The sequence below is a fragment of the Nocardioides guangzhouensis genome (assembly GCF_004519545.1).
GTDB lineage: Bacteria > Actinomycetota > Actinomycetes > Propionibacteriales > Nocardioidaceae > Nocardioides > Nocardioides guangzhouensis.
In genome coordinates, this window is record NZ_SDKM01000005.1 from 88295 (window position 1) to 111623 (window position 23329).

Genomic DNA, 23329 nt, shown 5'->3' on the forward strand with positions numbered 1-23329 from the left:
CCGACTCACCACGGGCTTCCGCTGAACGGAAGCGGAGCATGGTCGCGGCCGCGGGTCGCGACCGACAATGCCGGGCATGTCCTCCCCGCGCACGCCGAGCGGCACCCGGAGCCGCAGCCAGACCCGCACCCAGGTCGCCGTGGTCGGCGCCGGCCCGGCCGGGCTCATGCTCTCCCACCTGCTGGCCCGGGCGGGGATCGACTCCGTCGCCATCGACCTGCGCACCCGCCGGGAGATCGAGGAGACCCATCGGGCCGGGATCCTGGAGCAGGACTCGGTGGATCTGCTCGTGGACACCGGCGTCTCCGACCGGGTGCACCGCGACGGCTACCGCCACGACGGCATCGAGCTCGCCTTCGGCGGCGCCAGCCACCGGATCGACTTCCGGGGCCTGGTCGGCGCCTCGACCCAGCTCTACCCGCAGACCGACGTGTTCGTCGACCTCGCCGATGCCCGGGCCCGCGACGGCGGAGACGTACGGTTCGGGGTCCGCGACGTCGCGGTCGACGGCCTCGCGACGACGCCGGCCGTGCGCTTCACCGATGCCGACGGGGCGGACCACGAGGTGCGAGCCGACTTCCTCGTCGGTGCGGACGGCTCGCGGAGCCTGTGCCGACGCCAGGTGCCGGAGGCCGCGCGGCGGCAGTACTTCCGCGAGTACCCGTTCGCCTGGTTCGGGATCCTGGCCGAGGCCCCGCCGAGCGCCCCGGAGCTGATCTACAACCACTCGGCGCGCGGCTTCGCGCTGATCAGCCAGCGGACCGAGTCGCTGCAGCGGATGTACTTCCAGTGCGACCCGGACGAGGTCGCCGACGCCTGGTCCGACGACCGGATCTGGGACGAGCTCCAGGGCCGGCTCAGCGCCAACGGCCACGTGCTCAAGGAGGGGCCGATCATCTCGCGGACGGTGCTGCCGTTCCGCAGCTTCGTCCAGGAACCGATGCACCACGGCCGGCTCGTCCTCGCCGGGGACGCAGCGCACACGGTGCCGCCGACCGGGGCCAAGGGACTCAACCTGGCGCTGGCCGACGTCCGGGTGCTCGCCGAGGAGCTCGAGCGTGCGGTGGACGCCGACGACCCCGCCCGGCTGGCGACGTACAGCGAGCGTGCGCTCGGCCGGGTCTGGAAGGCCCAGCACTTCTCGTACTGGATGACCACGATGCTGCACACGCTGCCCGACGCCAGCCCCTTCGACGTACGACGCCAGGAGGGCGAGCTGTCCGGTCTGGTCGCCTCGACCGCGGGGTCGACGTACCTCGCCGAGGCCTACACCGGCTGGCCGGGAGGGCGCTGACCATGTCCCTGCCCCGACAGGCTCCGACCGCCAACCACCTGGGTGCCGACGTCACGGACCACCTCCCCGGTCCCGGGACGGTCCCCGGGACCGCCGGCTTCCGGCCGGAGGACCGCGCCGTGTGGGAGCTCGCGGTCGAGCACCTGCACGTCCGCAGCAACGACGTCCACACCGCCTACTCCTACGGCCTCGCGGCGGCGTTGTGCGACCTGCACCCGGAGGCCGATCGCGACGTCGTGCTGCCGGCGATCATCCTCCACGACACCGGCTGGTCCCGGGTCCCCGAGGGCGAGGTGCTCGAGGCGATCCGGCCCGGGGGCGGTCGGCACGACCTGGTCGTCCGGCACGAGAAAGAGGGGGCGGCGATCGCGGCCGGCGTCCTCAGCCGTCTCGGCCGCGACCCGGCGTACGTCGCCCGGGTCGTCGACATCGTCGACGGGCACGACACCCGTCGCGAGGCACTCTCCCTCGACGACGCGCTGGTCAAGGACGCCGACAAGCTGTGGCGGCTCACCCCGCACGGCGTCGACACGGTCATGGACTGGTTCGGCCTCACCCGGGAGCAGGCGCACGCGCTGATCGGCAGCCGGGTGCACGACCACCTGGTCACCGACGCCGCCCGCACCATGGCCCGTGCCCTGGCCGCGGTCGCGTCCGTCGACAGCACCCCGGAGCGGGTCGCCCTGGGGTGAGGCACCCGCGGCTCGCCCGGCACCGCCCTCGACGGGCCGCGGGTGTCGCGCGACGATGTCCTTCCCGGCAGTCCGCGGGGCAACGTGAGGAGGAGCCGTGCGCGGTGACGGTCGCACCGTGACCTCCAAGGCGCTCGCCCTCCTCGGCGCCTTCGAGCAGGGACCGAACGCGCTGTCGCTCAGCGACCTCGCCGCGCACGCCGACCTGCCGCTGCCCACCGCGCACCGGCTGGTCGGCGAGCTGGTCGAGTGGGGCGCGCTCGAGCGCGACGAGCAGGGCCGGTACACGGTGGGCCTGCGCCTGTGGGAGGTGGCCCAGAACGCCGGTCGCCACCTGCGCGACACCGCCCGCCCGCACCTGCAGGACCTGTTCTCGCTCACGAACGAGACCGCGCACATCGCGATCCGCGACGGTGACGAGGCGCTCTACATCGACCGGATCTACGGCTCGACCCGGGTGCCCCGCGCCTCCCGGGTGGGTGGCCGGCTGCCGCTGCACGCCACGGCCGTGGGGAAGGTGCTGCTGGCCTTCGAGGAGGAGTGGGTGCGCGAGGCGTACCTCGCCCACCGCCTGGAGGCCGCGACCAGGCACACGCACGTCAACCCGGGGCGGCTGGCGGCCGAGCTCCGCAAGGTGCGCGACGAGGGCTACGCCACCACGCAGGAGGAGGTGCGGGAGGGCTCGTGCTCGATCGCGGTGCCGGTCCGGCTCGACCCGTACCCGGCGGCGATCGGGCTGGTGATGCTGTCGACCCAGGGCGTCACCATGACCCGCCACTTCCCGACCCTGCGCGGCGTGGCGCACCGCATCGAGACGGCCGCCGCGCGCCCGCAACCGAGCCTGGTCCGGGTCCCGCGCCGGTCCGGGCGTCGCAGCTCCTAGACCGGAGCGGCCCACTTCCGTCCACCGGAAGTCGCGCATGGACTGGCGGTGTGGTCGGGGTCACGATGGGGACGTCGTCGAGCGACGGCACACCAACGTGTAGGAGGCGGGATGACGTCGACCCAGACCCCGGCCGGGACGGCCCCGGGCTGCCCGGTGCACCACGGCTACCAGCCGTTCGTGCAGGACGACCCCTTCCCGTCGTACGCGGAGCTCCGCGCCGAGGAGCCCGTCATGTACGACGAGCGGATCGGCTACTGGGTCGTGAGCCGGTACGACGACATCAAGGCCGTCTTCGAGGACTGGGAGACCTTCTCCTCCGAGAACGCGCAGGCGCCGGTGCGCGAGCGCGGACCCCAGGCGAGGCAGATCATGGAGGAGGGTGGCTTCACCGCCTACTCCGGCCTCTCCGCCCGGGTGCCCCCCGAGCACACCCGGATCCGCAAGGTGGCCGCCAAGGCGTTCACGCCGCGCCGGTTCAAGGTGCTCGAGCCGCAGATCCGGGCCAACGTCGTGCGCCTGCTCGAGGAGATGCTGGCCCGGCCGGAGCGGCGCGGCGACCTCCTCCGCGACCTCGCGTACGACGTCCCGACGATCACGATCCTCACGCTGATCGGCGCGGACGTGAGCAAGATCGACACCTTCAAGACGTGGTCGGACTCGCGCGCGGCCATGACCTGGGGCGACCTCACCGACGACGAGCAGGTGCCGCACGCCCGCAACCTGGTCGACTACTGGGCCGAGTGCCGCCGCCTGGTCGACGAGGCCCACGAGACCCAGCCCGACAGCCTGGTCGGCGACATGGTCCGGATGCAGGCCGAGGGCGACCCGATCAGCGACCACGAGATCGCCTCGCTCTGCTACTCGATGCTCTTCGCGGGGCACGAGACCACGACGACCCTGATCTCCAACGCGCTGCGGGTCCTGCTGTCCCACCCCGAGCAGTGGCAGCGGGTCGTCGAGGACCCCAGCCGGATCCCCGCCGCGGTCGACGAGGTGCTGCGCTACAGCCCCTCGATCGTCGGGTGGCGACGGCGGGCGCTGCGGGACGCCCGGATCGGCGGCGTCGAGATCCCCGCGGGCGCCGACATCCTCCTCCTGATGGGCTCCGCCAACCGCGACGAGTCCCGTTTCGAGGACGGCGAGTCCTTCGACATCGGCCGTGGCAACGCCCGCGAGCACCTCTCGTTCGGGTACGGGATCCACTACTGCCTGGGCAACATGCTCGCCAAGCTCCAGGCGAAGATCGCCCTCGAGGAGGTCGTGCGGCTCGCGCCCGGCGTCCGCCTCGTCGACGACGCCGAGATCCACTTCGGCGACAACCTCTCCTTCCGCGCCCCCCTTGCGGTGCCCGTCACCTGGTCCGAGCCGGCCCCGTCCGCTCCGACCCCGTCCGAGCTGACCCCGTCCGAGACAGCGGAGGTCTCCCAGTGAACGACTACATCGTCTTCTTCGACAGCGGGCACGAGCCCACCCTGGAGCTGCTCGGGGGCAAGTGCGCCTCCCTGGTGTCGATGACCTCCGCGGGGATGCCGGTGCCGCCCGGGTTCGCGGTCACCACGGCAGCCTTCGACCACTTCGTCGACGGGAGCGGGCTGCGCGCCGAGATCCACGCCCGGCTCGCCGAGATCGACCCCGACGACGTCGCGAGCGTCGACCGGGTCTCGGCGCAGATCCGGGACGCGATCGAGTCGCGCGAGGTGCCCGACGACATGCACGGCGTCCTGCGCTCGGCGTACGCAGAGCTGATGGCGCGCTTCGCCGACGAGGTGCCGGTCGCGGTCCGCTCGTCCGCCACCGCCGAGGACCTTCCCGACGCCAGCTTCGCAGGCCAGCAGGACACCTACCTCTGGCTCACCGGCTACCCCTCGGTGAGCCACCACGTACGGCGCTGCTGGGCCTCGCTGTACACCAGCCGCGCCATCACCTACCGGCTGCGCAACGGCATCCCCGACGAGGACCTGTCGATGGCGGTGGCCGTGCAGAAGATGGTCAACGCCCGCACCTCGGGCGTGGCGATGACCCTCGACCCCTCCAACGGCGACCGCTCCAAGATCGTCGTGGACGCGTCGTGGGGCGTCGGCGAGATGGTGGTGTCGGGCCAGGTGACGCCCGACAACCTCCTGCTCGACAAGGTGATGCTCACGGTGGTCCGCGAGCACCTGGGCGACAAGCACGCCGAGCTGGTGCCCGACGCGCAGAGCGGTGCGCTGGTGGAGCGCGAGGTCGAGCAGGCGCGTCGCGAGGTGCGCTGCCTCTCCGACGAGGAGCTGCACGCGGTCGCGACCATGGCCAAGCGGGCCGAGAAGCACTACGGGTGCCCGCAGGACGTCGAGTGGGCCCTCGACGCCGACCTGCCCGACGGCGACAACCTGCTCCTCCTGCAGTCCCGACCGGAGACCGTCCACTCCGCCGAGCCGACGTCCCCCTCCGCTCCCACCACGACCTCGGGCACGTCCGGCTTCTCGTTGTCCGGTCTCACCGCCTCGCTCACCAGCTGCTGACCCGAGTCCCGCAGCCATCACCCGCAGCCATCACCGCAAAGGAATGCGCATGACCATCGAACAGACCATGAAGTCCTTCCCGAAGCCCTCGGAGATCGAGGTGCCGGCGGGTGCGGAGGGGTGGGAGCAGCTCTACCCCTACAACCTCGTCTTCGACAACGCCCCGGGCGGCGACGAGAAGTTCTGGTTCTGCGACAGCCAGCACTGGCCCACGGTGTTCAAGCCGTTCGAGACCATCGGCGGTGAGTTCGCGGTCAAGTGCCTGGGCCAGTACAACACCCGTCACCTGCTGATCCCGCCGGCCAACGGCATCGAGTTCAAGATCCACCTCGGCTACCTCTACATGAGCCCGGTGCCGGTGCCGGAGGAGGAGATCCCGGCCCGGGTGCCGGAGTTCGAGCGCCGCGCGGGCCACTACTTCCAGAACTGGGACAGCCTGCTGGAGGCCTGGCACTCCAAGGTCCGCGCCACCATCGACGAGATGGAGGAGCTCGACTTCGAGCCGCTGCCCGACGTCGTCCCCTTCGACGACATCGTCTCGGGCAAGGCGATGGACGGCTCCCAGACCCTGATGGAGAACTACGACCGCCTGATCGCGCTGCTCTACCGCAACTGGCAGTACCACTTCGAGTTCCTCAACCTGGGCTACCTCGCCTACCTCGACTTCTTCGGCTTCTGCAAGGAGGCCTTCCCCGGCATCCCCGACCAGGCGATCGCCAAGATGGTGCAGGGCGTGGACATGGAGCTGTTCCGGCCCGACGACGAGCTCAAGCAGCTCGCGGTGAAGGCGGTCGAGCTGGGGCTGCAGTCCGCGTTCGCGAACCCCGACGACGTCGAGGGGACGCTGGGGGCGGTGCGGGACGCCGGGGGCGAGGAGTGGCTGGCGGCGTACGACGCGGCGCAGGACCCGTGGTTCAACTTCACCGTCGGCAACGGCTTCTACGGCCACGACAAGTACTGGCTCGAGCACCAGGAGATCCCGCTCGGCTACATCAAGGACTACATTCGCCGGGTCGACGAGGGCCAGGACATCATGCGTCCCGTCGAGGAGCTCACCGCCGAGAAGGAGCGGATCGTCGGGGAGTACCGCGACCTGCTCCAGGGTGAGGCACGGCAGCACTTCGACGCCAAGCGTGGGCTCGCCGCCACGGCCTACCCGTACGTCGAGAACCACAACTTCTACATCGAGCACTGGACCATGGGCGTCTTCTGGCGCAAGGTGCGTGACCTGGCCCGGGTGTTCGTCGACGCCGGCTTCTGGGCGGACCCCGCGGACATGCTCTACCTCAACCGCAACGAGGTCCGGGACGCGATCTTCGACCTGGTCACCGGGTGGGCGGTCGGGGCCGAGGCGACCGGGCCGCACTACTGGCCGGCCGAGATCGAGCGTCGCCGCGGCATCATCGACGCCCTGGCGACGCGGCGCCCGCAGCCGGCGCTGAACACGCCACCGGCCCAGATCACCGAGCCGTTCACGATGATGCTCTACGGGATCACCACCGAGCAGGTGCAGCAGTGGCTGGCCGGTGACGAGGCCGGCGACGACGACGCCATCACCGGCATGGCCGCCTCACCCGGCGTGGTGGAGGGGGTCGCCCGCGTCATCACCTCCGCCGACCAGCTCGGGGAGGTCGAGGAGGGCGAGATCCTCGTCGCCACGATCACTGCGCCGTCGTGGGGCCCGATCTTCGGCAAGATCAAGGCCACCGTCACCGACATCGGGGGGATGATGAGCCACGCGGCCATCGTCTGCCGCGAGTACGGCCTGCCCGCGGTCACCGGCACCGGCTCCGCGTCGACCACCATCCTGACCGGCCAGCGGATCCGCGTCGACGGCAACGCCGGCCGGGTCGAGATCCTGGAGGGCTGAGCCCGCCATGACGCTCTCCCACGACGGTGCCCGGGACCCGGCGCCCGCCCGTACCGTCCTCGTGACGGGCGCGGCGGGCGGCCTGGGCCGGGCGTTCGCCCTCGGCTTCGCGGGACGCGGCTACCGGGTCGCGGTCGCCGACCTCGACGCCGACGGTGCCGAGGACACCGCGCGCCTGGTCAAGGACACCGGGGCCGAGGCGTGGCACGGCCGCGTCGACGTCACCGACCCGGCCTCGACCGACGAGGTCGCCGGCCAGGTCGCCGAGTTCGGCGGCGGTGCGATCGACGTGCTCGTGAACAACGCGGCCGTCTACGGCACCGTCACCCGGTCCCCGCTGGAGGAGATCGACCCGCGGGAGTGGGACCTGGTGATGGCGGTCAACCTCAAGGGCCCCTGGTTGATGACCCGGGCCGCCAGCCCCCACCTCCCCGAGGGCGGCCGGGTCGTCAACCTCTCCTCGGCCACCGTCTTCTCCGGCTCGGAGCACTGGGCGCACTACGTGGCCTCCAAGGGCGGCGTCATCGCGCTGACCCGGGTGATGGCCAAGGAGCTCGGCCGGCGCGGCATCACGGTCAACGCCATCGCCCCGGGCTTCACCCTCACCGAGGCCAGCCGCGGGCTGCTGGAGGACGCCGAGTCGTACGGCGTCGACCGGGGCTCGCTGCGCCGGTCCAGCCAGCCCGAGGACATCGTCGGTGCCGCGCTCTACCTCGCCGGGCCCGACAGCAGCTTCGTCACCGGTCAGACGCTGGTCGTCGACGGCGGCCGGCAGTTCATCTGACCACCACCAGGAGGAACCCCATGTCCCAGGTCACCTACACCGACCACACCGGAGCGTCCCGGACCGTGCCGGCCACCGTCGGCGACTCCGTGATGGAGACCGCGGTCCGCAACGGCGTCCCCGGGATCGTCGCCGAGTGCGGCGGCTCGCTGTCCTGCGCCACCTGCCACGTGTTCGTGGACGACGCCGACCTCGGCAACCTCCCGGCGATGGAGGAGATGGAGGACGAGATGCTGTGGGGCGCCGCCGAGGACCGGCGGGACAACTCCCGGCTGTCGTGCCAGCTCAAGGTGACCGACGGCTGCGACCTCCACGTGACCACGCCCAGCACGCAGGTGTGACCGGCCATGGCTGACGGACTGCTCATCATCGGCTCCTCGCAGGCGGGGGTCTCCCTGGCGACCTCCCTGCGGGCCCTGGGGTACGCCGACCCGATCACCCTGCTCGGCGACGAGAACCACCGGCCCTACCAGCGCCCGGCGCTGTCGAAGGAGTGGCTGCAGGGCGAGATCACCAACGAGTCGCTGATGTTCCGCACCCAGGAGTACTGGCTCGAGCACCGCATCGACGTCCTCAAGAACGAGCGGATCATCCGGATCGACAAGCGGGACGACGGCTCCGGCGTCGCGCACTCCATGTCCGGGAGGGAGTTCGCGTTCGACCGGCTGGCGCTGGCCGTCGGTGCCCGTCCCCGACGACTGCTCCTCGACGGCGTCGACCTCCCCGGCGTGCTCTACCTGCGCAACGCCGACGACGCCCTGGAGCTCAAGGCCCGGGTGCCCGACGTGCGCGACGTTGTCGTGATCGGCGGCGGGTTCATCGGCCTCGAGGCGGCCGCCTCGCTGACCAAGATGGGCCGCTCCGTCACCCTGCTCGAGGCCGCTCCCCGGCTGGTCCCGCGCGCGGTGGGCGAGCAGACCTCGGCGTACCTCCTCGACCACCACCGCGCGGCCGGGATCGACGTGGTCCTCGACGCCGAGGTCCGCCGCATCGTCGCCCGGGGTGACCGGGTCGGGGGCGTCGAGCTCGCCGACGGCCGCGTGGTTCCCGCCGACCTGGTGCTGGTCGGGGTCGGCGTCCTCCCCAACACCGAGCTCGCCGAGTCGGTCGGGCTGGTCTGCGACAACGGGGTCCGCGTGGACGAGTCCGCGCTCGCCTCCGACGGGGTCACCGTGGCGGTCGGGGACTGCGCCAACCTGCCGAACCCCGTCCCCGGTGCGCCCGACGGCGACCGGGTGCGGTTCGAGAGCGTCAACAACGCCGTCGAGCAGGCCAAGGTCGCGGCCTACGCGATCACCGGACGCCGCGAGGAGTACGCCGGCATCCCGTGGTTCTGGTCCAACCAGGGCGCGCTCAAGCTGCAGATCGCCGGGCTCTCGTCCGGCCACGACCGCACCCTCGTGCGCGCCGACCCCGAGCGCGGCAAGTTCTCGGTCCTCTACTACCGCGGCGACCGGATACTCGCCGCCGACTGCGTCAACCACCCCCTGGACTTCATGGCGGTCCGCGCCGCGCTCTCGAAGGGCCTGTCGATCCCGTACGACGCCGCCGCCGATCCGTCCGTCCAGCTCAAGTCCGTCACCGTCGAGCCGGCCGCCCTGGTCGCCGACTGAGGAGGCAAGCACCGTGCCCACCGCCCTGCCCGCCACCCGCCCCGTCCCCGGGTCGCGCCCCGCCGACACCTCGCCGATCTCGCTGACCCCGGCGCTCGGGGACGACCTCGACCCGATCTGGAAGGCGGTCGTCCCCGAGACCCGGACCCGCGGCAACGACATCCACCTGCCGATCTCGCTGGCCTACGCCGAGCGCCTCTGCGACGCCTTCCCCGAAGCCGACCGGCTGCTGGTGCGCGTGGCCATCCAGCTGCACGACATCGGGTGGGGCAGGGTCGACGAGGACCGCATCCTCACCGAGGGCTTCTCCGGCGACTGGCGGAAGGCCGCGATCCGTTTCGAGCACGAACGGCAGGGGTGCCTCGTCGCCCGCGAGGTGCTGCCGCCGCTGGGCTACGACGCGGGCTTCGTGGAGCAGGTGTGCGCCATCATCGACGGCCACGACACCCGCGACGAGGCCTGGTCGCTCGAGGACGCGCTGGTCCGCGACGCCGACCGGCTGTGGCGGTTCGACCACGCCGGGATCGCGCTGGCCTCCGGCTGGTTCCGGATGGACCCGGCGACCTACACCGACCGGCTCGAGGCGGAGATCATCCCCGAGCTGCTCACTGCGCCGGCGATCGCGATGGCCACCGCCGAGCTCAACCGCTCCCGCGCCCTGCTGCGGACGGCGGTGATCCGTTGAGCGCCACCGACGCGCCCCCGTCGACCAGGCGGACGGCGCCGCGCTGGTCCCACGTCGACGACTGCTTCGTCGACGGTGCGTGGACCCGCTCCGCCGCGACCGAGCGGCTGCCCCTGGTCGACCCGGCCACCGGCGAGGAGTGGGGCTCGGTCCCCGACTGCGCGGCCGACGACGTCGACGCCGCGCTGGCCGCGGCGGACCGGGCGTTCCGGACCGGTCCCTGGGCCGGGACCGCCCCGTCGGAGCGGGCCGCCCTGCTGCTGCGGATCGCGGACGAGGTGGAGGCCCGGGCCGCGGACATGGCGGTGACCAACACGCTCGAGAACGGCTCGCCGATCGGCGAGACCCGCGGTGCCGCCGCCAACGCGGCCGGCATCCTGCGGCACGTCGCCGGGCTGGCGCCGTGGCTCGAGGACGAGGACGTCCGGCCGTTCCCCGCCGGCGGTGCGGAGACCGTCGTACGCAAGGACCCGGTCGGACCGTGCGTGCTGATCGCGCCCTGGAACTTCCCGATCAACCTCATGGTGGTCAAGCTGGCACCCGCCCTGCTCGCGGGCTGCACGGTGGTGATGAAGCCGGCCCCCGGCACGTCCCTCTCGATCAGGTTCGTGGTCGAGGCCTGCGCCGCGGCCGGCGTACCGGCGGGCGTGGTCAACCTGGTCACCGGCGGCGGCGAGGTCGGCGACCGGCTCGTCCGGCACCCGCTGACCGCGAAGGTCGCGTTCACCGGGTCGACCCCGGTCGGTCGCCGGATCGCGGCCGCGTGCGGTGAGCTGCTCCGCCCCGTGACCCTCGAGCTGGGCGGCAAGTCGTCGGCGATCGTGCTCGACGACGCCGACCTCGGGCAGGTCTCCGCCGCGCTGCTCCGCACCAGCCTGCGCAACACCGGGCAGACCTGCTACATCGCCACCCGCATCCTGGCCCCCTCCGCGCGCTACGACGAGGTGGTCGACATGGTGACCCGCACGGTCGCGGCCGCACCCCAGGGCGACCCCTTCGACGAGGCCACCGTGTTCGGGCCGATGGCCTCGCAGGCGCAGTACGACGTGGTGCGCGGCTACCTCGCCTCGGCCCACGACGAGGGTGCCCGGGCCACCACCGGTGGGCGACCGGCGAACACCGGGCGGGGCTGGTTCATCGAGCCGACCGTCTTCGCCGACGTCACCCCGGACATGCGCATCGCCCGGGAGGAGGTCTTCGGGCCGGTCGTGAGCGTGCTCCGCTACGACGACCTCGACGACGCCGTCGCCCTCGCCAACGACACGTCGTTCGGGCTCGGCGGCGTCGTCTTCTCCTCCGACCCGGTCGCCGGTCAGGCGGTCGCCGAGCGCATGGACACCGGCTCGGTCGGGGTGAACTTCTTCTCCTCCAACCACAACGCGCCGTTCGGCGGCCGGCACGACTCCGGCCTGGGCGTGGAGTACGGCGTCGAGGGACTCTCGCAGTACGTCACCTACAAGTCGATCCACCGACCGGTCGGCTGAGCTGGAACTCCTTCCACCACATGCCGGCGGCGATCATCGGGGCCTCGCCCGGGCAGATCGCGACGGCCGTGGGACAGCAGAGCCTGCGCGGTGCTGGGCTTCTGCAACGCGGCAGACGACGTCAACGACCTTCTGCCCGGCGCAGCACCGAGCCGAACTGCTTCCCCAGAGCGCGGGACCCGACGACGGGGATCAGTACGCCGAGCAGCCGGCCGAGCAGGGACTTGGGCACCCGGGTCAACGTGACCTGCACGTCAGTGCCCTCTCCGACGGGGTCAGCTGGTAGCGCCACCCACTGCCGTGCGCCCACAGGTTCGAGTCGAGGGTGTCGATCGTGACCGTCCCGGCAGCGGCGTCCCATGCGTAGCGTTCCCGCTCCCAGCCCATCCGGTTGCCCTCGGTGACCTCGGCCCAGTCCGGGCCTTGTTCGTGCACGGTGAAGTGGGACTCGTCGATGTTCGGCCAGCGGCTGGCTCGCTCGGGTCCGAAGTCGGTGAACAGCTCCATGACCGCGGCCGGCGACAGCGTGGTGTGGACGGTGAACTGTGTGGACGGCATGGCTCCATGGTCCCTCGTGGCTGCGGGAACGGGTCGTCGACGCCCCCTAGATTGGGCCGGTGACCACTGCGCCTGCCGGAAGCCGGCTCCCCGACCGTGCCCGCGTCGTCGTGATCGGGGGTGGGGTGATCGGCTGCTCGGTGGCCTATCACCTCGCCCACGCAGGCTGGACCGACGTGGTCCTGCTCGAGCGAGACCGGCTCACCTCCGGCACCACCTGGCACGCCGCCGGGCTGATGACCTGCTTCGGGTCGACGTCGGAGACCTCGACCGCGATCCGGCTGTACTCGCGCGACCTCTACGCGCGGCTCGAGGAGGAGACCGGCCAGGCCACCGGGTTCAAGCCGGTCGGCCTGATCGAGGCGGCCGCCGACGAGGCGCGGCTCGAGGAGTACCGCCGGGTCGCGGCGTTCCAGCGGCACCTCGGGCTCGAGGTCGAGGAGATCTCCCCGACGGAGATGGCCGACCTGTTCCCGTGGGCGCGGACCGATGACCTGCTGGCCGGCTTCCACGTCCCCGGTGACGGCCGGGTCAACCCGGTCGACCTCACCACCGCCCTGGCCAAGGGCGCGCGACGGCTCGGCGTGCGGATCGTCGAGGGGGTCACCGTCGAGGACGTGCTCACCGACCGCGGTCGCGTCACCGGCGTCCGGGCGACGGACGGCGAGGACGTCGAGCCCCAGGTGATCGAGGCGGAGTACGTCGTCAACTGCGCCGGCATGTGGGCTCGCGAGCTCGGCGCGCGGAACGGGCTGGTGATCCCGAACCAGGCCGCCGAGCACTACTACCTGATCACCGACACCATCGACGGGCTCGACCCGGACGCGCCGGTCTTCGAGGACCCCGCGTCGTACGGCTACTACCGTGAGGAGGGCGGCGGGATGATGGTCGGCCTCTTCGAGCCGCAGGCCGCGCCGTGGCAGGTCGAGGGCGTCCCGCGCGACTTCTCCTTCGGCAAGATCCCGCCCGACTGGGACCGGATGAGCCCGTTCCTGGAGAAGGCGATGGCCCGGGTCCCGGTCACCCTCGAGGTCGGCGTCCGCACGTTCTTCTGCGGCCCGGAGTCCTTCACCCCCGACCTGGCGCCGGCGGTCGGCGAGGCGCCGGGGATCCGCAGCTACTTCGTCGCCGCCGGCATGAACTCGGTCGGCGTGCTCTCCGCCGGCGGCCTGGGCCGGGTGCTGGCGCACTGGATCACCACCGGCCGGCCGGACGTCGACGTCACCGGGTTCAACGTCGACCGGTTCCGCCCGTGGCAGGCCGACGACGGCTACCGGGCCGCGCGCACCACGGAGATCCTCGGCACGGTGTACGCCGCGCACACGCCCGGCAAGCAGCTGCGCACCGCCCGCAACACGCTGCTGTCCCCGGTCCACGACCGGCTGGTCGAGCAGGGCGGCTACCTGCGCGAGGTCTCCGGCTGGGAGGGCGCGGACTGGTTCGCCGGCCCGAGCACCACGCCGACCGCCGAGCCGACGTGGGGCCGGGCGCCCTGGTTCACCCAGTGGGAGGCCGAGCACCGGGCGGTCCGCGAGGGCGTCGGGCTGATGGACATGAGCTTCATGGCGAAGCTGCGGGTGCAGGGCCCGGACGCCGGCGCGCTGCTCGACCGGGTCTCGGCGGGAGCCGTGGAAGGGCCGCCCGAGACCATCACCTACACCCAGTGGCTGGACGACGACGGCCGGATCGAGGGCGACCTGACCGTCACCAAGCTGGGGGAGGGCGACTTCTTCGTGGTCGCCTCCGACACCGCGCACGGGCACACCTTGGCCTGGCTGGCACGCCACGGCGGGGACGCCGACTGCACGGTCACCGACGTCACCGCCGACCACGGCCAGCTCAACGTCCAGGGTCCCCGGTCGCGCGAGGTGCTCGCCGAGCTGACCGACGCCGACCTCTCCACGGAGGCGTTCCCGTTCCGCACCGCGCGCCGGATCGAGCTCGCCGGTGTGGAGCTGCTGTGCGTGCGGATCACCTACCTCGGCGAGCTCGGCTACGAGCTCTACGTCCCCGCTGCCGAGACGCTGCGCGTGTACGACGCGCTGCTGGCGGCCGGGGCGCCGTACGGGCTGCGGCCGGTAGGGCTCAAGGCGCTGGCCTCGCTGCGCATGGAGAAGGGCTACCGCGACTTCGGCCACGACATCGACAACACCGACTGCCCGCTCGAGGCCGGGCTTGGCTTCGCGCTGGCGCTGGACAAGCCGGGCGGGTTCGTCGGCCGGGACGCGGTGCTGGCCCGCAAGGAGGCGAACGCGGGCGCCGGCGGGATGGGCCAGCGGATCGTGCAGGTCCGGGTCCTCGACCCCGAGCCGCTGCTCTACCACGCCGAGGTCGTCCACCGCGACGGCGAGGCGGTCGGCTACGTCCGGGCGGCGTCGTACGGCTGGACGCTGGGTGGGGCGGTCGGCCTGGCCATGGTCTCGGGCGGTGGGGAGCCGGTGACCCCGGAGTGGATCAGGGCCGGCGCCTGGGAGGTCGACGTCGCCGGCGTGCGGCACCCGGTCGAGGTGTCGCTGCGCCCGATGTACGACCCGGCGTCCGCACGGATCAAGGTCTGACGGGCGCGCTCGCGGGGATCATCCACGCGGCGCCACCCTTCCCGCGAACTCCGCGAGCAGCTCACCGACCCGCGAGGGATGGCCGAGCTGCGGCACGTGTCCCGCGGACAGGACCTCGAGGCGGGCGTCCGGGATCAGGTCCACGGTGACTCTCGCGTCCGTCACGGACACCACCGGGTCACGGTCACCCCAGATCATCAGCGTGGGGACGCCCAGGCGCTGCAGGTGCTCCGGCCGGATACGGGCCGCAGCTCGGGTACCGAGCGGGGAGAGCAGGGCCCGGAACTCGGCGACGTTCGCCGCCGTCGCGACGGGGTCGTGCGCCGCGTCCACCAGCGAGTCCAGCAGGTCGGGATGCCGCAGGATGTTCTCTCCCTCACCCATCGCGGACATGAGAGTCGTCAGCATCCTCCGGCCCGGCCTCACGGTACGGCTGAGGGCCGGTCCCAGCAGCGGTGTCGCCATGATGCGGATCCCCACGGGAATCCGAGCCCCGGGGAGAAGGGGGACCGAACCGAGCATGACCAGGCCGGCCACTCTGTGGGGGCGGTCCAGCGCGTACCACACGGCCCAGGTCCCGCCCCCCGATGCGCCGACCAGCACGGATCGCTCGAGATGGAGCAGGTCGAGCACGTCGTCGACGAACCGGACCGCGCACTGCCGGAAGCCGTCGCGGGGGAACTGCTCAGGATCGCTCAGCCCGAATCCCGGTCGGTCGACGAGGCAGGAGCGCACCGACGTCATGTGGTCGAGCAGCATCAGGTGCGACAGCGACGACGTGTTGTTGCCGTGCAGGTGGACGACGGGTGGGCCGTCGCCCGCCTCGATCACGTGCACGCGGCCGGACGGTCTCCGGATGAACCGGCCCTGGACACCGGCGGCCCGCAGCATTCGTTCGTACCTGCGGTGCACCCGGGGCGGGTGCACCGACGGTGCGGGTTCGTCGTGCTGGACAGTCATCGTGACCTCGGGTGGGGCTCCTGTCCTGCCACGATCTCCCCGTGCTCGCGACGACGCCAGTTCGAACTTCGAACCTCTGCAGGGCCCGTCGACGGTGCGACACTGGTGCCGTGGGCTCGGGCGAGTTCGTCGGATACTGCTCGTTCACCAAGGCCATCGAGCACCTCGGTGACCGGTGGAGCCTGCTCATCGTGCGCGAGCTGGGGATGGTCGGCCCCCAGGGGTTCAACGACCTGGCCGCAAGCCTTCCCGGCAGGATCTCCCGCTCGGTGCTCGTCGACCGGCTGCGCCGCCTGGAGACCCTGGGCCTGGTGTCCCGCGTCGACGGCCACGACCCGCACCCGGCGTACCGCCTGACGTCCGTCGGTCAGGGCCTGATGGAGACGTTGGGCTCCCTGCGCGCCTGGGCGGACAGCTGGCTCCCGGACGATCCCGACATGCTGGAACGCGACCCGGACGTGGTGCTCGGCTGGCTGGCTCAGCGCGCGGACGCCGACCGGGCGCCCAGGCGGCCTGTCGTTCTCGAGATCCGGCTGCACCACCGGCAGGACCGGAGGTACTGGCTCGTGCTGCAGCGCGGCGTCGAGCCGTACGGATGTCTCACGGACCCGCTCCTCGACGCGGACCGCTACGTCTACCTGGAGTGCTCGATGCCCGCGCTCCTGGCGCTGGCCCGCGGCAGGTGCGGCTGGCGGGACGTGCTCGACGACGGCTCGGTCGTCGCCGCAGGCGACCCCGGCCTGCTCACCCGGTTGGTCGAGTGGTTCGGTCCCACGTCGAAGCAGCCGGCGTCGACGTGAGCCGGTGATCCTCGCGAACCCCGCTCTGGTCCTCGGGGACGTGCCCACTCATGGTCGGGGCGATTGTGGGTCTGCCACGGCCGTGGCGTCGACGTCCCCATCGTTCGGCTCGGGCTCCGGTTCGGGCTCCGGACCGTCGACCTGCGCATCGAGCAGGGGCTTCGTCCAGGCCGCGCGGGGGTCGGCGTCGACGAAGAAGGCGCGGAGCAGCAGGGTCATCGGTACGGCGAGCAGGGCGCCGAGCGGGCCGAGCACGAACGCCCAGACGACCAGCGACAGGTAGGTCAGCTCCGCGCTCAGGCCGACGCTGTTGCCGACGAACCGCGGCTGGATGAACGTCTGGATGGTCACGTTGAGGACGCTGTAGGCGACGATCACCAGCACCATGCCCTCCCAGCCCGAGTCGAGCAGGGCGAGCAGCGCCGGCGGGATGATGCCGATGACGAAGCCGATGTTGGGGATGAAGTTCGTGAGGAACGAGAAGAAGCCCCAGACCAGGGGCAGCGGCACCCCGATCAGCCACAGGGCGCCGGAGTCGAGGATCCCGACGATGGCCCCGAACAGGGCGGTCATGACGAGGTAGCGCTGGGTCCCGTCGATGAACTTGGTGAGCGACCACGCGAGCTGCGGCTTCGACCGCTCGAGCCAGGCGATGCGGGGCCGGAACCCCGGGACAGCGGCCACGAAGAAGAAGATCAGCGTGACCAGGAGGAACAGGCCGCCGACGGTGCCGAGGACCGCCGAGAGCAGGCCGCCGAGGAAGTCGGCGACCTTGCCGGGGTCGACCTTCGAGAGGAGGTCACTGGTCTTGCTGGTGTCGAGCCCGAGCTTGGACAGCCAGCCCTGCACGTCGTCGGTGAGGTTCTGGGCGTCCTTGGTGTACTGCGGCAGCAGGTCCACCAGCTTGATCAGGCAGACGATCGTCCCGACCAGCAGCACCACCAGGATCAGGTACGCCATCACCAGCGCGAACAGGGTGGCCAGCCACTGCGGCCAGTGGTGACGGCGCGCCCAGGCCTCCACCGGGAGCACCGCGATCGTCAGCACCAGCGCGAGCAGGGAGGGGGCCACGATCCCGGCCGCGCCCTTGAGACCGGCCACGAGGACGATGAACCCGACGACCCCCAGCATCACGACCACGATCCGCGGCATCGTGCGTACGGCCACACCGTCCGGGACGCCGTCCGGACCCGGGTCCGGCTCGTCCCTCGGTGCGGCCGCCTCGGCCTGCTGCGACGCCATGCCGCCAAGGTAGGGCACCACGCGCGCCGCGCGGGTCACCTGTTCCCGGTGAGGCCCCGTGCGCCCGATGACGGCACTGTGGAGGGGACGAAACCGGGCCGGCGCCCGTCTGGACGGACAGGTGGAGAGCATGGTGGCACGCCTATGGGCCTGATCCTCCCGCTGCTGTTCCTCGGTCTGATGGCCAGCCTGTCGCCGGCCACGATCGTCGTGTTCGTGCTGGTCCTCGGTACGGCGCGAGCCCGGGTGAACGCGGTCGGGTTCCTCTTCGGCTGGGGTGTGTCGCTCACGATCGTGTTCCTCGGCAGCTACGCGTTCGCCTCCTCCGACGCCGGGGAGAGCTCCGGCGGACGCACCTGGGTGTCGGTGATGCAGGTCCTGCTCGGCGTCGCCCTCCTGGTCTGGTCCGTCCGGGTGTGGCGGCGCCGCGACGAGCCCGCCCCGCCGAGGCCCCCCGGGCGGACATCGCGTTGGGGGACCGAGCGCCTCATGGGGCACATGTCCGGGCTCACCCCGCTGGGCGCCGCCGTCGTGGGGGTGCTCAAGCAGCCCTGGGCGATCACCACCGCGGCCGCCCTCGTCGTCGTCCACCACCACACGACCGGTCTTCTCGTCGCCGTGGCGTTCGCCGTCTTCACGGTCGTCTCGACCGCGACGGTGGGGCTGATGTTCGTCTACTACAACCGCTACCCGGGCGAGGCGCAGGCCCAGCTGGGCGTGCTGCGCGACCGGGTGGTGGCGGCCGGGCCGGCGATGGGGGCCGCGGCCGGGATCCTGGTCGGGGGCTTCCTCGTCGTGGACGGCCTGGTCGGGCTCCAGTGAGGGACGAGAGGGGGGCCGGACATGAGCGGTGACGAGCCCGCCGTGAGCGCGCCACGGGCCTGGTCGCTCGAGTCGCGACTGCCGGTCATCCTGGCCGTTCTCGCCGTCATGGCCCTGACGGTCGTGCGCCCGCCGGAGATGCGGGTGGCGCCGCGCTGGGTGCTGCCCGCGATCGAGGTGGTGCTGCTCGCGATCCTCCTCGCCCGGCACCCCGCACGGATCGGGCCGCGGGCGGCGCTGCTGCGGGCGATCTCGATCTGCGTCGTCGGGATCGTGCTCGCCGACACCTTCGTCGCCACCGTCCGCCTGATCGATGTGCTCATCCACGGCGGCAAGGCGACCGAGTCCGCCGACCAGCTCCTGGCCGCCGGCGCGATCGTGTGGGGGAGCAACGTCTTCGCCTTCGCCCTGTTCTACTGGCTGATCGACGCCGGCGGTGCTGCCGCGCGGGCCGACCACATGCCGCGGACCCTGGACCTCGCCTTCCCCCAGCAGCTCGACCCGGAGATCGCGCCTGCCGGCTGGCGGCCGCGCTTCGTCGACTACCTCTACCTGGCGCTGACCGCCTCCACCGCGTTCAGCCCCACCGATGTGATGCCGCTGGTGCCCTGGGCCAAGGTGTCCATGGGGATCCAGTCCCTCATCTCGGTGGCCGTCCTCGGCCTGGTGGTCGCCCGCGCCGTGAACGTGCTGGGCTGAGCGGGCCGTGTCGGACCGTCTCGAGCCGCCCCGACCGTCCTTGCCGGTGGCACGGGTCCTACGTAGCCTCGAGAGGGTGCCCCAGGAGACCGGTGTCTCGGGCTCCACCGCCACCCGTCTCGACCCCCACCCACCGCAGCAACCTGCCCCGGTGGGGGAGCGTCGCCTCTCGGTGCCCCAGTCCCGCTCGGGGATCGTGGAACGGTGCGACCTCGTCGCCGCCCTGCTGGCCAGCACGGCCACCGTGATCACCGCCGTCGCCCCGCCCGGCTACGGCAAGACGACGATGCTGGCCCAGTGGGCCGAGCGCCTGGGGGACCGGGCCTGCTGGGTGACGTGCGAGGACGCCGACAACGACCCGACGACCCTGTGGGCGGCGATCGTGGCTGCGCTGCAGCGACTGGCGCCGCCCGGCTGGGCCGGTCCGGAGCTGCTGGCGCACACGGGCGTCGACCTGGCCGCCGTACCGGCGCTGGTGGCGGCGGTGTCCGCGATCCGGGGCCGGGTGGTGCTGGTCCTGGACCAGCTGGAGGCGGTCCGCAGCCGGGAGTCCTGGGCAGCACTGGCGGAGTTCGCCCTCCGGCTGCCGCCAGGCTGGCAGGTCGCGTTCGGGTCCCGTGAGCCCCTTCCGCTCCCGGTCTCGCGGCTCCGGATGCAGGAGACCGTCCTCGAGATCGGCGTTGACCGCCTGGCGATGACGTCGGCGGAGGCCCGCGAGCTGTTCGCCGGGGCGGGACTCGCGCTCACCGACGCGGAGGCCGACGACCTGGCCCGCCGGACCGAGGGCTGGCCGGCCGGCCTCTACCTGGCGTCGCTGGCGATGCGTGCCGGCGTCCCCGCCGCCGACCTGATGGTCGCGGGGGGCGACCGGCTGATGCGCGACTACCTGAGGTCGGAGCTGCTCGACCGGGTCGCCGCCTCCGACCGTGAGTTCCTGGTCCAGACCTCGATCCTGGACCAGCTCAGCGGTCCGCTCTGCGACGCGGTCGTGGGGCGCACGGGGTCGACCCGCGTGCTGGAACAGCTCGAGGCGCGCAACCTGCTCGTCGTGCCGCTGGACCGGCGCGGCGAGTGGTACCGCTACCACCACCTGCTGCGTGACCTGCTGCAGAGCGAGCTGCGCAACCTCGACCCGGACTCGGTCCGGGAGGCGCACCTGCGGGCCGCGGCGTGGCACACGGCGAACGGGAGGGTCGGGTCGGCGATCCGGCACGCGCAGCTGGCCGAGGACGCCGACCAGGTCGCCGGCATCGTGCTCACGGAGATGCAGCCGCTGTGGGTCAGCGGGCGGGTGGAGACGGTCCGGGCGTGGATGGACTGGCTCTCGCGGCACCCGACCAGCAGGTACTACACCGCCATCGCCGCGCACGCTGCCCTGATCTTCGCCCTGCTCGGGCGGTCCGGCGACGCGGAGCGCTGGGGTGCGGCCGCCGACACGCGCCTGACGGACACCGTCCTGCCCGACGGCAGCACCGAGGCGGGCACCCGGGCCTACCTGCACGCGATCCTGGCCCGGTCCGGGCCCGCCGCCACCCGCCGGGACGCGTTCGCCGCCCTCGACGGGCTGTCCCCGGTCAGCCCCTACCGACCGACCATGCACCACACGATCGCGCTGTCGTACCTGCTCGAGGGAGACCTGGACCGTGCCGAGGCGGGCTTCGCCGAGGCGCACGACCTGGCGGTCGCGGCCGGGGCGCGTCCCCTCGTGGCCATGGTCCTCGCCGAGCGGCACCTGGTGGCCCGGGCCAGGGGCGACCTGCTCGCCGCCGACCAGCACCTCGAGGCCGCGGTCAAGATCGTGGAGTCCGAGCGGCTGGAGTCGTTCTGGACCAGCGCACTGGTGCTGGCCGCTGCCGCCCGGTCCAGCGCGGCCCGTGGGGAGATGCCGGCCGCCCGGAGCCACGTGCGGCAGGCCGCACACCTGCGCCCCCTGCTCACGCACATGCTGCCGGTGGTCTCGGTGCAGGCCCTGCTCGAGCTGACACAGGCGTACGTCGACCTGGTCGACCCCGCCGGGGCGCGGGCGGCACTCCAGCAAGCCGGCGAGATCCTGCTGCGGCGCCCGGGCGTCGGCAGCCTGGCCGCCGATGCCCAGCGGCTCGGTGCGCGCCTCGGACAGATCACCAAGTCGCCCCCCGTCGGGGCCTCGTCGTTGACCGCGGCGGAGCTCCGGCTGCTCCCCCTGCTGCCCACCCACCTGTCCTTCCCCCAGATGGCCGACCAGCTCGCGCTGTCCAGGAACACGGTGAAGACCCAGGTCGCCTCCTTGTACCGGAAGTTCGGGGTGTCCTCGCGTCGCGAGGCAGTGGAACGGATCACCCAGATCGGCTTCTCGGTCTGACCTCGCGGCCCGGGTGGCGGCACCGCCGGAGGATCATCCGGCCGGGGTGATCCTCGGCCCGCGCGGCGTCCCTACGGTCGGAGTGGCCCCGAGGAGTGGCCCCGAGGGAGGTGCGGACATGAGCCCAGCCGACGTCCCGCGGCACCGCGTCGTCATCATCGGTGCCGGGTTCGGGGGCCTGCCCGCGGCCCGCTTCCTCGGACGCCGCGCGATGGCCGGGCGCGGCATCGAGGTCACCGTCGTGGACCGGCGCAACCACCACCTCTTCCAGCCGCTCCTCTACCAGGTCGCGACCGCCCTGATCCCTCCCGGCGAGATCGCGCCCGCGATCCGGCACGTGCTGCGCAAGCACCCGAACGTGCGGGTCGTGTGCGCCGAGGTGACCGACATCGACACCGAGCACCGGGTGGTCCGGGCGAACACCCTCGGCGTCCTGGAGCAGGAGATCCCCTACGACAGCCTGATCGTGGCCGCGGGCGTGAACCAGTCCTACTTCGGCCACGACGAGTTCGCGCTCTACGCCCCCGGCATGAAGACGATCGACGACGCCCGCGAGCTGCGCCGCCGGTTCTTCGGCGCGTTCGAGATGGCCGAGGTGACCGAGGACCCGGACGAGAAGGCCCGGTGGCTCACCATCGCCATCGTCGGCGCCGGCCCCACCGGGGTCGAGCTGGCCGGCCAGGTGCGCGAGCTGGCCGTGCGGAGCCTGCGGCGCGAGTTCCGTTCGTTCGACCCCAGGACGGTGCGCGTCGTGCTGCTCGACGGCGGGAAGGAGCCCCTCGCCGCGTTCGGCGAGCAGCTGTCGGCCAAGGCCGCCCGGGAGCTCGCACGGCTGGGTGTCGAGCTGCGCATGGGTGCCCGCGTCGTCGGCGTGGACGCGCACGGCGTCGACTACACCGACAGCACGGGGGAGACCCGGCGTCTGGACGCCAGCACCATCGTGTGGGCGGCCGGCGTCGAGGCGTCGCCGCTGGCCGCGGTGCTCGCGAATGCGACCGGTGCCGAGCTCGACCGAGCCGGCCGGATCGCGGTGCTCCCGGACCTGACGCTGCCCGGGCACCCGGAGGTCTTCGTGGTCGGCGACATGATGACACTCGACCGCCTTCCGGGCGTGGCCGAGGTGGCCATGCAGGGCGGGCTGCACGCCGCCAACTCGATCTCGCGGCGGCTGCAGGGTCAGGACGTGCGCCCGTTCCACTACCGCGACCTCGGCAGCGCGGCCACGGTCGGCCGGTTCCGGTCGGTGGTGGACTTCCACGGGGTGCGCCTGGGTGGCTTCCCGGGGTGGGTGGTCTGGGCGCTGGTGCACCTGACCTTCCTCACCGGCTTCGGCAACCGGATCACGACGCTGCTGAAGTGGACCCGGTCGTTCATCGGGCGCGGGCGGGCGGAACGCGAGTTCAGCGTCCTGCACACGGGTGGTGACCTGAGCCTGCCGCCGGAGGTGCGCGCGATCGTCGAGCCCAACCCCCTGCCGGTGTACGGCGACCGGCTTCGCGCGGGCGGGCCCGCGCCGGACAGCTCCGACGCGGGCTAGCTA

The 23329-nt window shown here is 72.4% G+C and carries 21 protein-coding genes; 17 read left to right on the forward strand and 4 right to left on the reverse strand.

Annotated features, from left to right (window positions below; translation table 11 throughout):
* Nucleotides 1-76: 76 nt before the first annotated feature.
* The 11 genes from EKO23_RS04925 to EKO23_RS04975 all read left to right on the forward strand — a co-directional run bounded on the left by EKO23_RS04925 (nucleotide 77) and on the right by EKO23_RS04975 (nucleotide 11809).
* Entirely contained in the window at nucleotides 77-1294 is a 1218-nt protein-coding gene (locus tag EKO23_RS04925; RefSeq protein WP_134714684.1) for a 4-hydroxybenzoate 3-monooxygenase, read from the forward strand.
* A gap of 2 nt (nucleotides 1295-1296) precedes the next feature.
* Complete coding sequence (locus EKO23_RS04930; RefSeq protein ID WP_134714685.1) at nucleotides 1297-1986, forward strand: HD domain-containing protein; 690 nt, start codon at nucleotides 1297-1299, stop codon at nucleotides 1984-1986.
* A 97-nt stretch (nucleotides 1987-2083) separates the two neighbouring features.
* Nucleotides 2084-2869, forward strand: a complete 786-nt coding sequence (locus EKO23_RS04935; protein ID WP_134714687.1) for an IclR family transcriptional regulator — start codon at nucleotides 2084-2086, stop codon at nucleotides 2867-2869.
* A 111-nt stretch (nucleotides 2870-2980) separates the two neighbouring features.
* On the forward strand, nucleotides 2981-4303 hold the full coding sequence (locus EKO23_RS04940) for a cytochrome P450 (protein ID WP_134714689.1): 1323 nt from the start codon (nucleotides 2981-2983) through the stop codon (nucleotides 4301-4303).
* Complete coding sequence (locus EKO23_RS04945) at nucleotides 4300-5373, forward strand: PEP/pyruvate-binding domain-containing protein (protein WP_134714691.1); 1074 nt, start codon at nucleotides 4300-4302, stop codon at nucleotides 5371-5373. Before EKO23_RS04940 ends, EKO23_RS04945 begins: the two co-directional genes overlap by 4 nt.
* A 49-nt stretch (nucleotides 5374-5422) precedes the next feature.
* A complete protein-coding gene (locus tag EKO23_RS04950; protein WP_134714693.1) occupies nucleotides 5423-7243 on the forward strand; it encodes a PEP-utilizing enzyme in 1821 nt (606 codons plus the stop codon).
* A gap of 7 nt (nucleotides 7244-7250) precedes the next feature.
* Nucleotides 7251-8027 carry an SDR family NAD(P)-dependent oxidoreductase gene (locus EKO23_RS04955; RefSeq protein ID WP_134714695.1) on the forward strand — a complete coding sequence of 259 codons (777 nt, stop codon included), beginning with the start codon at nucleotides 7251-7253 and terminating at the stop codon, nucleotides 8025-8027.
* A 20-nt stretch (nucleotides 8028-8047) separates the two neighbouring features.
* Entirely contained in the window at nucleotides 8048-8368 is a 321-nt protein-coding gene (locus tag EKO23_RS04960) for a 2Fe-2S iron-sulfur cluster-binding protein (RefSeq protein ID WP_134714698.1), read from the forward strand.
* 6 nt (nucleotides 8369-8374) lie between these two features.
* Nucleotides 8375-9640, forward strand: a complete 1266-nt coding sequence (locus EKO23_RS04965) for an NAD(P)/FAD-dependent oxidoreductase (protein ID WP_134714700.1) — start codon at nucleotides 8375-8377, stop codon at nucleotides 9638-9640.
* 13 nt (nucleotides 9641-9653) lie between these two features.
* Entirely contained in the window at nucleotides 9654-10325 is a 672-nt protein-coding gene (locus EKO23_RS04970; protein ID WP_134714702.1) for an HD domain-containing protein, read from the forward strand.
* Nucleotides 10322-11809, forward strand: coding sequence for an aldehyde dehydrogenase family protein (locus tag EKO23_RS04975; RefSeq protein WP_134714704.1), 1488 nt, complete (start codon nucleotides 10322-10324; stop codon nucleotides 11807-11809). Before EKO23_RS04970 ends, EKO23_RS04975 begins: the two co-directional genes overlap by 4 nt.
* Nucleotides 11810-11930: 121 nt before the next feature.
* Here the strand turns inward: EKO23_RS04975 and EKO23_RS26410 are convergent, their stop codons facing one another.
* Nucleotides 11931-12062 carry a hypothetical protein gene (locus EKO23_RS26410; protein ID WP_281280863.1) on the reverse strand — a complete coding sequence of 44 codons (132 nt, stop codon included), beginning with the start codon at nucleotides 12060-12062 and terminating at the stop codon, nucleotides 11931-11933.
* Nucleotides 12047-12367 carry a hypothetical protein gene (locus tag EKO23_RS04985; RefSeq protein ID WP_217702473.1) on the reverse strand — a complete coding sequence of 107 codons (321 nt, stop codon included), beginning with the start codon at nucleotides 12365-12367 and terminating at the stop codon, nucleotides 12047-12049. Before EKO23_RS04985 ends, EKO23_RS26410 begins: the two co-directional genes overlap by 16 nt.
* 59 nt (nucleotides 12368-12426) lie before the next feature.
* Here EKO23_RS04985 and EKO23_RS04990 point away from each other — a divergent pair, with 59 nt between their 5' ends.
* Nucleotides 12427-14925 carry a GcvT family protein gene (locus EKO23_RS04990; RefSeq protein ID WP_134714706.1) on the forward strand — a complete coding sequence of 833 codons (2499 nt, stop codon included), beginning with the start codon at nucleotides 12427-12429 and terminating at the stop codon, nucleotides 14923-14925.
* An 18-nt stretch (nucleotides 14926-14943) separates the two neighbouring features.
* Here the strand turns inward: EKO23_RS04990 and EKO23_RS04995 are convergent, their stop codons facing one another.
* The gene (locus EKO23_RS04995; protein WP_134714708.1) at nucleotides 14944-15885 is read right to left on the reverse strand and encodes an alpha/beta fold hydrolase; all 942 of its coding nucleotides are present in this window, start codon (nucleotides 15883-15885) and stop codon (nucleotides 14944-14946) included.
* A gap of 110 nt (nucleotides 15886-15995) precedes the next feature.
* Between EKO23_RS04995 and EKO23_RS05000 the strand changes: the two genes are divergently transcribed.
* On the forward strand, nucleotides 15996-16685 hold the full coding sequence (locus EKO23_RS05000) for a winged helix-turn-helix transcriptional regulator (protein WP_217702474.1): 690 nt from the start codon (nucleotides 15996-15998) through the stop codon (nucleotides 16683-16685).
* Nucleotides 16686-16733: 48 nt separating this feature from the next.
* On the opposite strand, the gene EKO23_RS05005 is transcribed toward EKO23_RS05000, so the two are convergent.
* Nucleotides 16734-17927 carry an AI-2E family transporter gene (locus tag EKO23_RS05005; RefSeq protein WP_134714710.1) on the reverse strand — a complete coding sequence of 398 codons (1194 nt, stop codon included), beginning with the start codon at nucleotides 17925-17927 and terminating at the stop codon, nucleotides 16734-16736.
* A 144-nt stretch (nucleotides 17928-18071) separates the two neighbouring features.
* Between EKO23_RS05005 and EKO23_RS05010 the strand changes: the two genes are divergently transcribed.
* The 4 genes from EKO23_RS05010 (at nucleotide 18072) to EKO23_RS05025 (ending at nucleotide 23326) form a co-directional block, all read left to right on the forward strand.
* Complete coding sequence (locus EKO23_RS05010) at nucleotides 18072-18749, forward strand: GAP family protein (RefSeq protein WP_134714712.1); 678 nt, start codon at nucleotides 18072-18074, stop codon at nucleotides 18747-18749.
* 21 nt (nucleotides 18750-18770) lie between these two features.
* Complete coding sequence (locus EKO23_RS05015; RefSeq protein WP_134714714.1) at nucleotides 18771-19448, forward strand: hypothetical protein; 678 nt, start codon at nucleotides 18771-18773, stop codon at nucleotides 19446-19448.
* Nucleotides 19449-19524: 76 nt separating this feature from the next.
* A complete protein-coding gene (locus EKO23_RS05020) occupies nucleotides 19525-21789 on the forward strand; it encodes a LuxR family transcriptional regulator (protein WP_134714716.1) in 2265 nt (754 codons plus the stop codon).
* Between the two features lie 118 nt (nucleotides 21790-21907).
* Nucleotides 21908-23326 carry an NAD(P)/FAD-dependent oxidoreductase gene (locus EKO23_RS05025; protein WP_134714718.1) on the forward strand — a complete coding sequence of 473 codons (1419 nt, stop codon included), beginning with the start codon at nucleotides 21908-21910 and terminating at the stop codon, nucleotides 23324-23326.
* The last annotated feature ends 3 nt before the right edge of the window (nucleotides 23327-23329 follow it).

Excerpts from the sequence above, each read along its gene's own strand:
- EKO23_RS05005 (WP_134714710.1), bottom strand. The coding sequence starts at position 17,927 with ATGGCGTCGCAGCAGGCCGAGGCGGCCGCACCGAGGGACGAGCCGGAC.
- EKO23_RS04950 (WP_134714693.1), top strand. The coding sequence starts at position 5,423 with ATGACCATCGAACAGACCATGAAGTCCTTCCCGAAGCCCTCGGAGATC.
- EKO23_RS04955 (WP_134714695.1), top strand. The coding sequence starts at position 7,251 with ATGACGCTCTCCCACGACGGTGCCCGGGACCCGGCGCCCGCCCGTACC.
- EKO23_RS05025 (WP_134714718.1), top strand. The coding sequence starts at position 21,908 with ATGAGCCCAGCCGACGTCCCGCGGCACCGCGTCGTCATCATCGGTGCC.
- EKO23_RS05010 (WP_134714712.1), top strand. The coding sequence starts at position 18,072 with ATGGGCCTGATCCTCCCGCTGCTGTTCCTCGGTCTGATGGCCAGCCTG.
- EKO23_RS04930 (WP_134714685.1), top strand. The coding sequence starts at position 1,297 with ATGTCCCTGCCCCGACAGGCTCCGACCGCCAACCACCTGGGTGCCGAC.
- EKO23_RS04995 (WP_134714708.1), bottom strand. The coding sequence starts at position 15,885 with ATGACTGTCCAGCACGACGAACCCGCACCGTCGGTGCACCCGCCCCGG.
- EKO23_RS04965 (WP_134714700.1), top strand. The coding sequence starts at position 8,375 with ATGGCTGACGGACTGCTCATCATCGGCTCCTCGCAGGCGGGGGTCTCC.
- EKO23_RS04925 (WP_134714684.1), top strand. The coding sequence starts at position 77 with ATGTCCTCCCCGCGCACGCCGAGCGGCACCCGGAGCCGCAGCCAGACC.
- EKO23_RS04960 (WP_134714698.1), top strand. The coding sequence starts at position 8,048 with ATGTCCCAGGTCACCTACACCGACCACACCGGAGCGTCCCGGACCGTG.
- EKO23_RS04985 (WP_217702473.1), bottom strand. The coding sequence starts at position 12,367 with ATGCCGTCCACACAGTTCACCGTCCACACCACGCTGTCGCCGGCCGCG.
- EKO23_RS05015 (WP_134714714.1), top strand. The coding sequence starts at position 18,771 with ATGAGCGGTGACGAGCCCGCCGTGAGCGCGCCACGGGCCTGGTCGCTC.
- EKO23_RS04940 (WP_134714689.1), top strand. The coding sequence starts at position 2,981 with ATGACGTCGACCCAGACCCCGGCCGGGACGGCCCCGGGCTGCCCGGTG.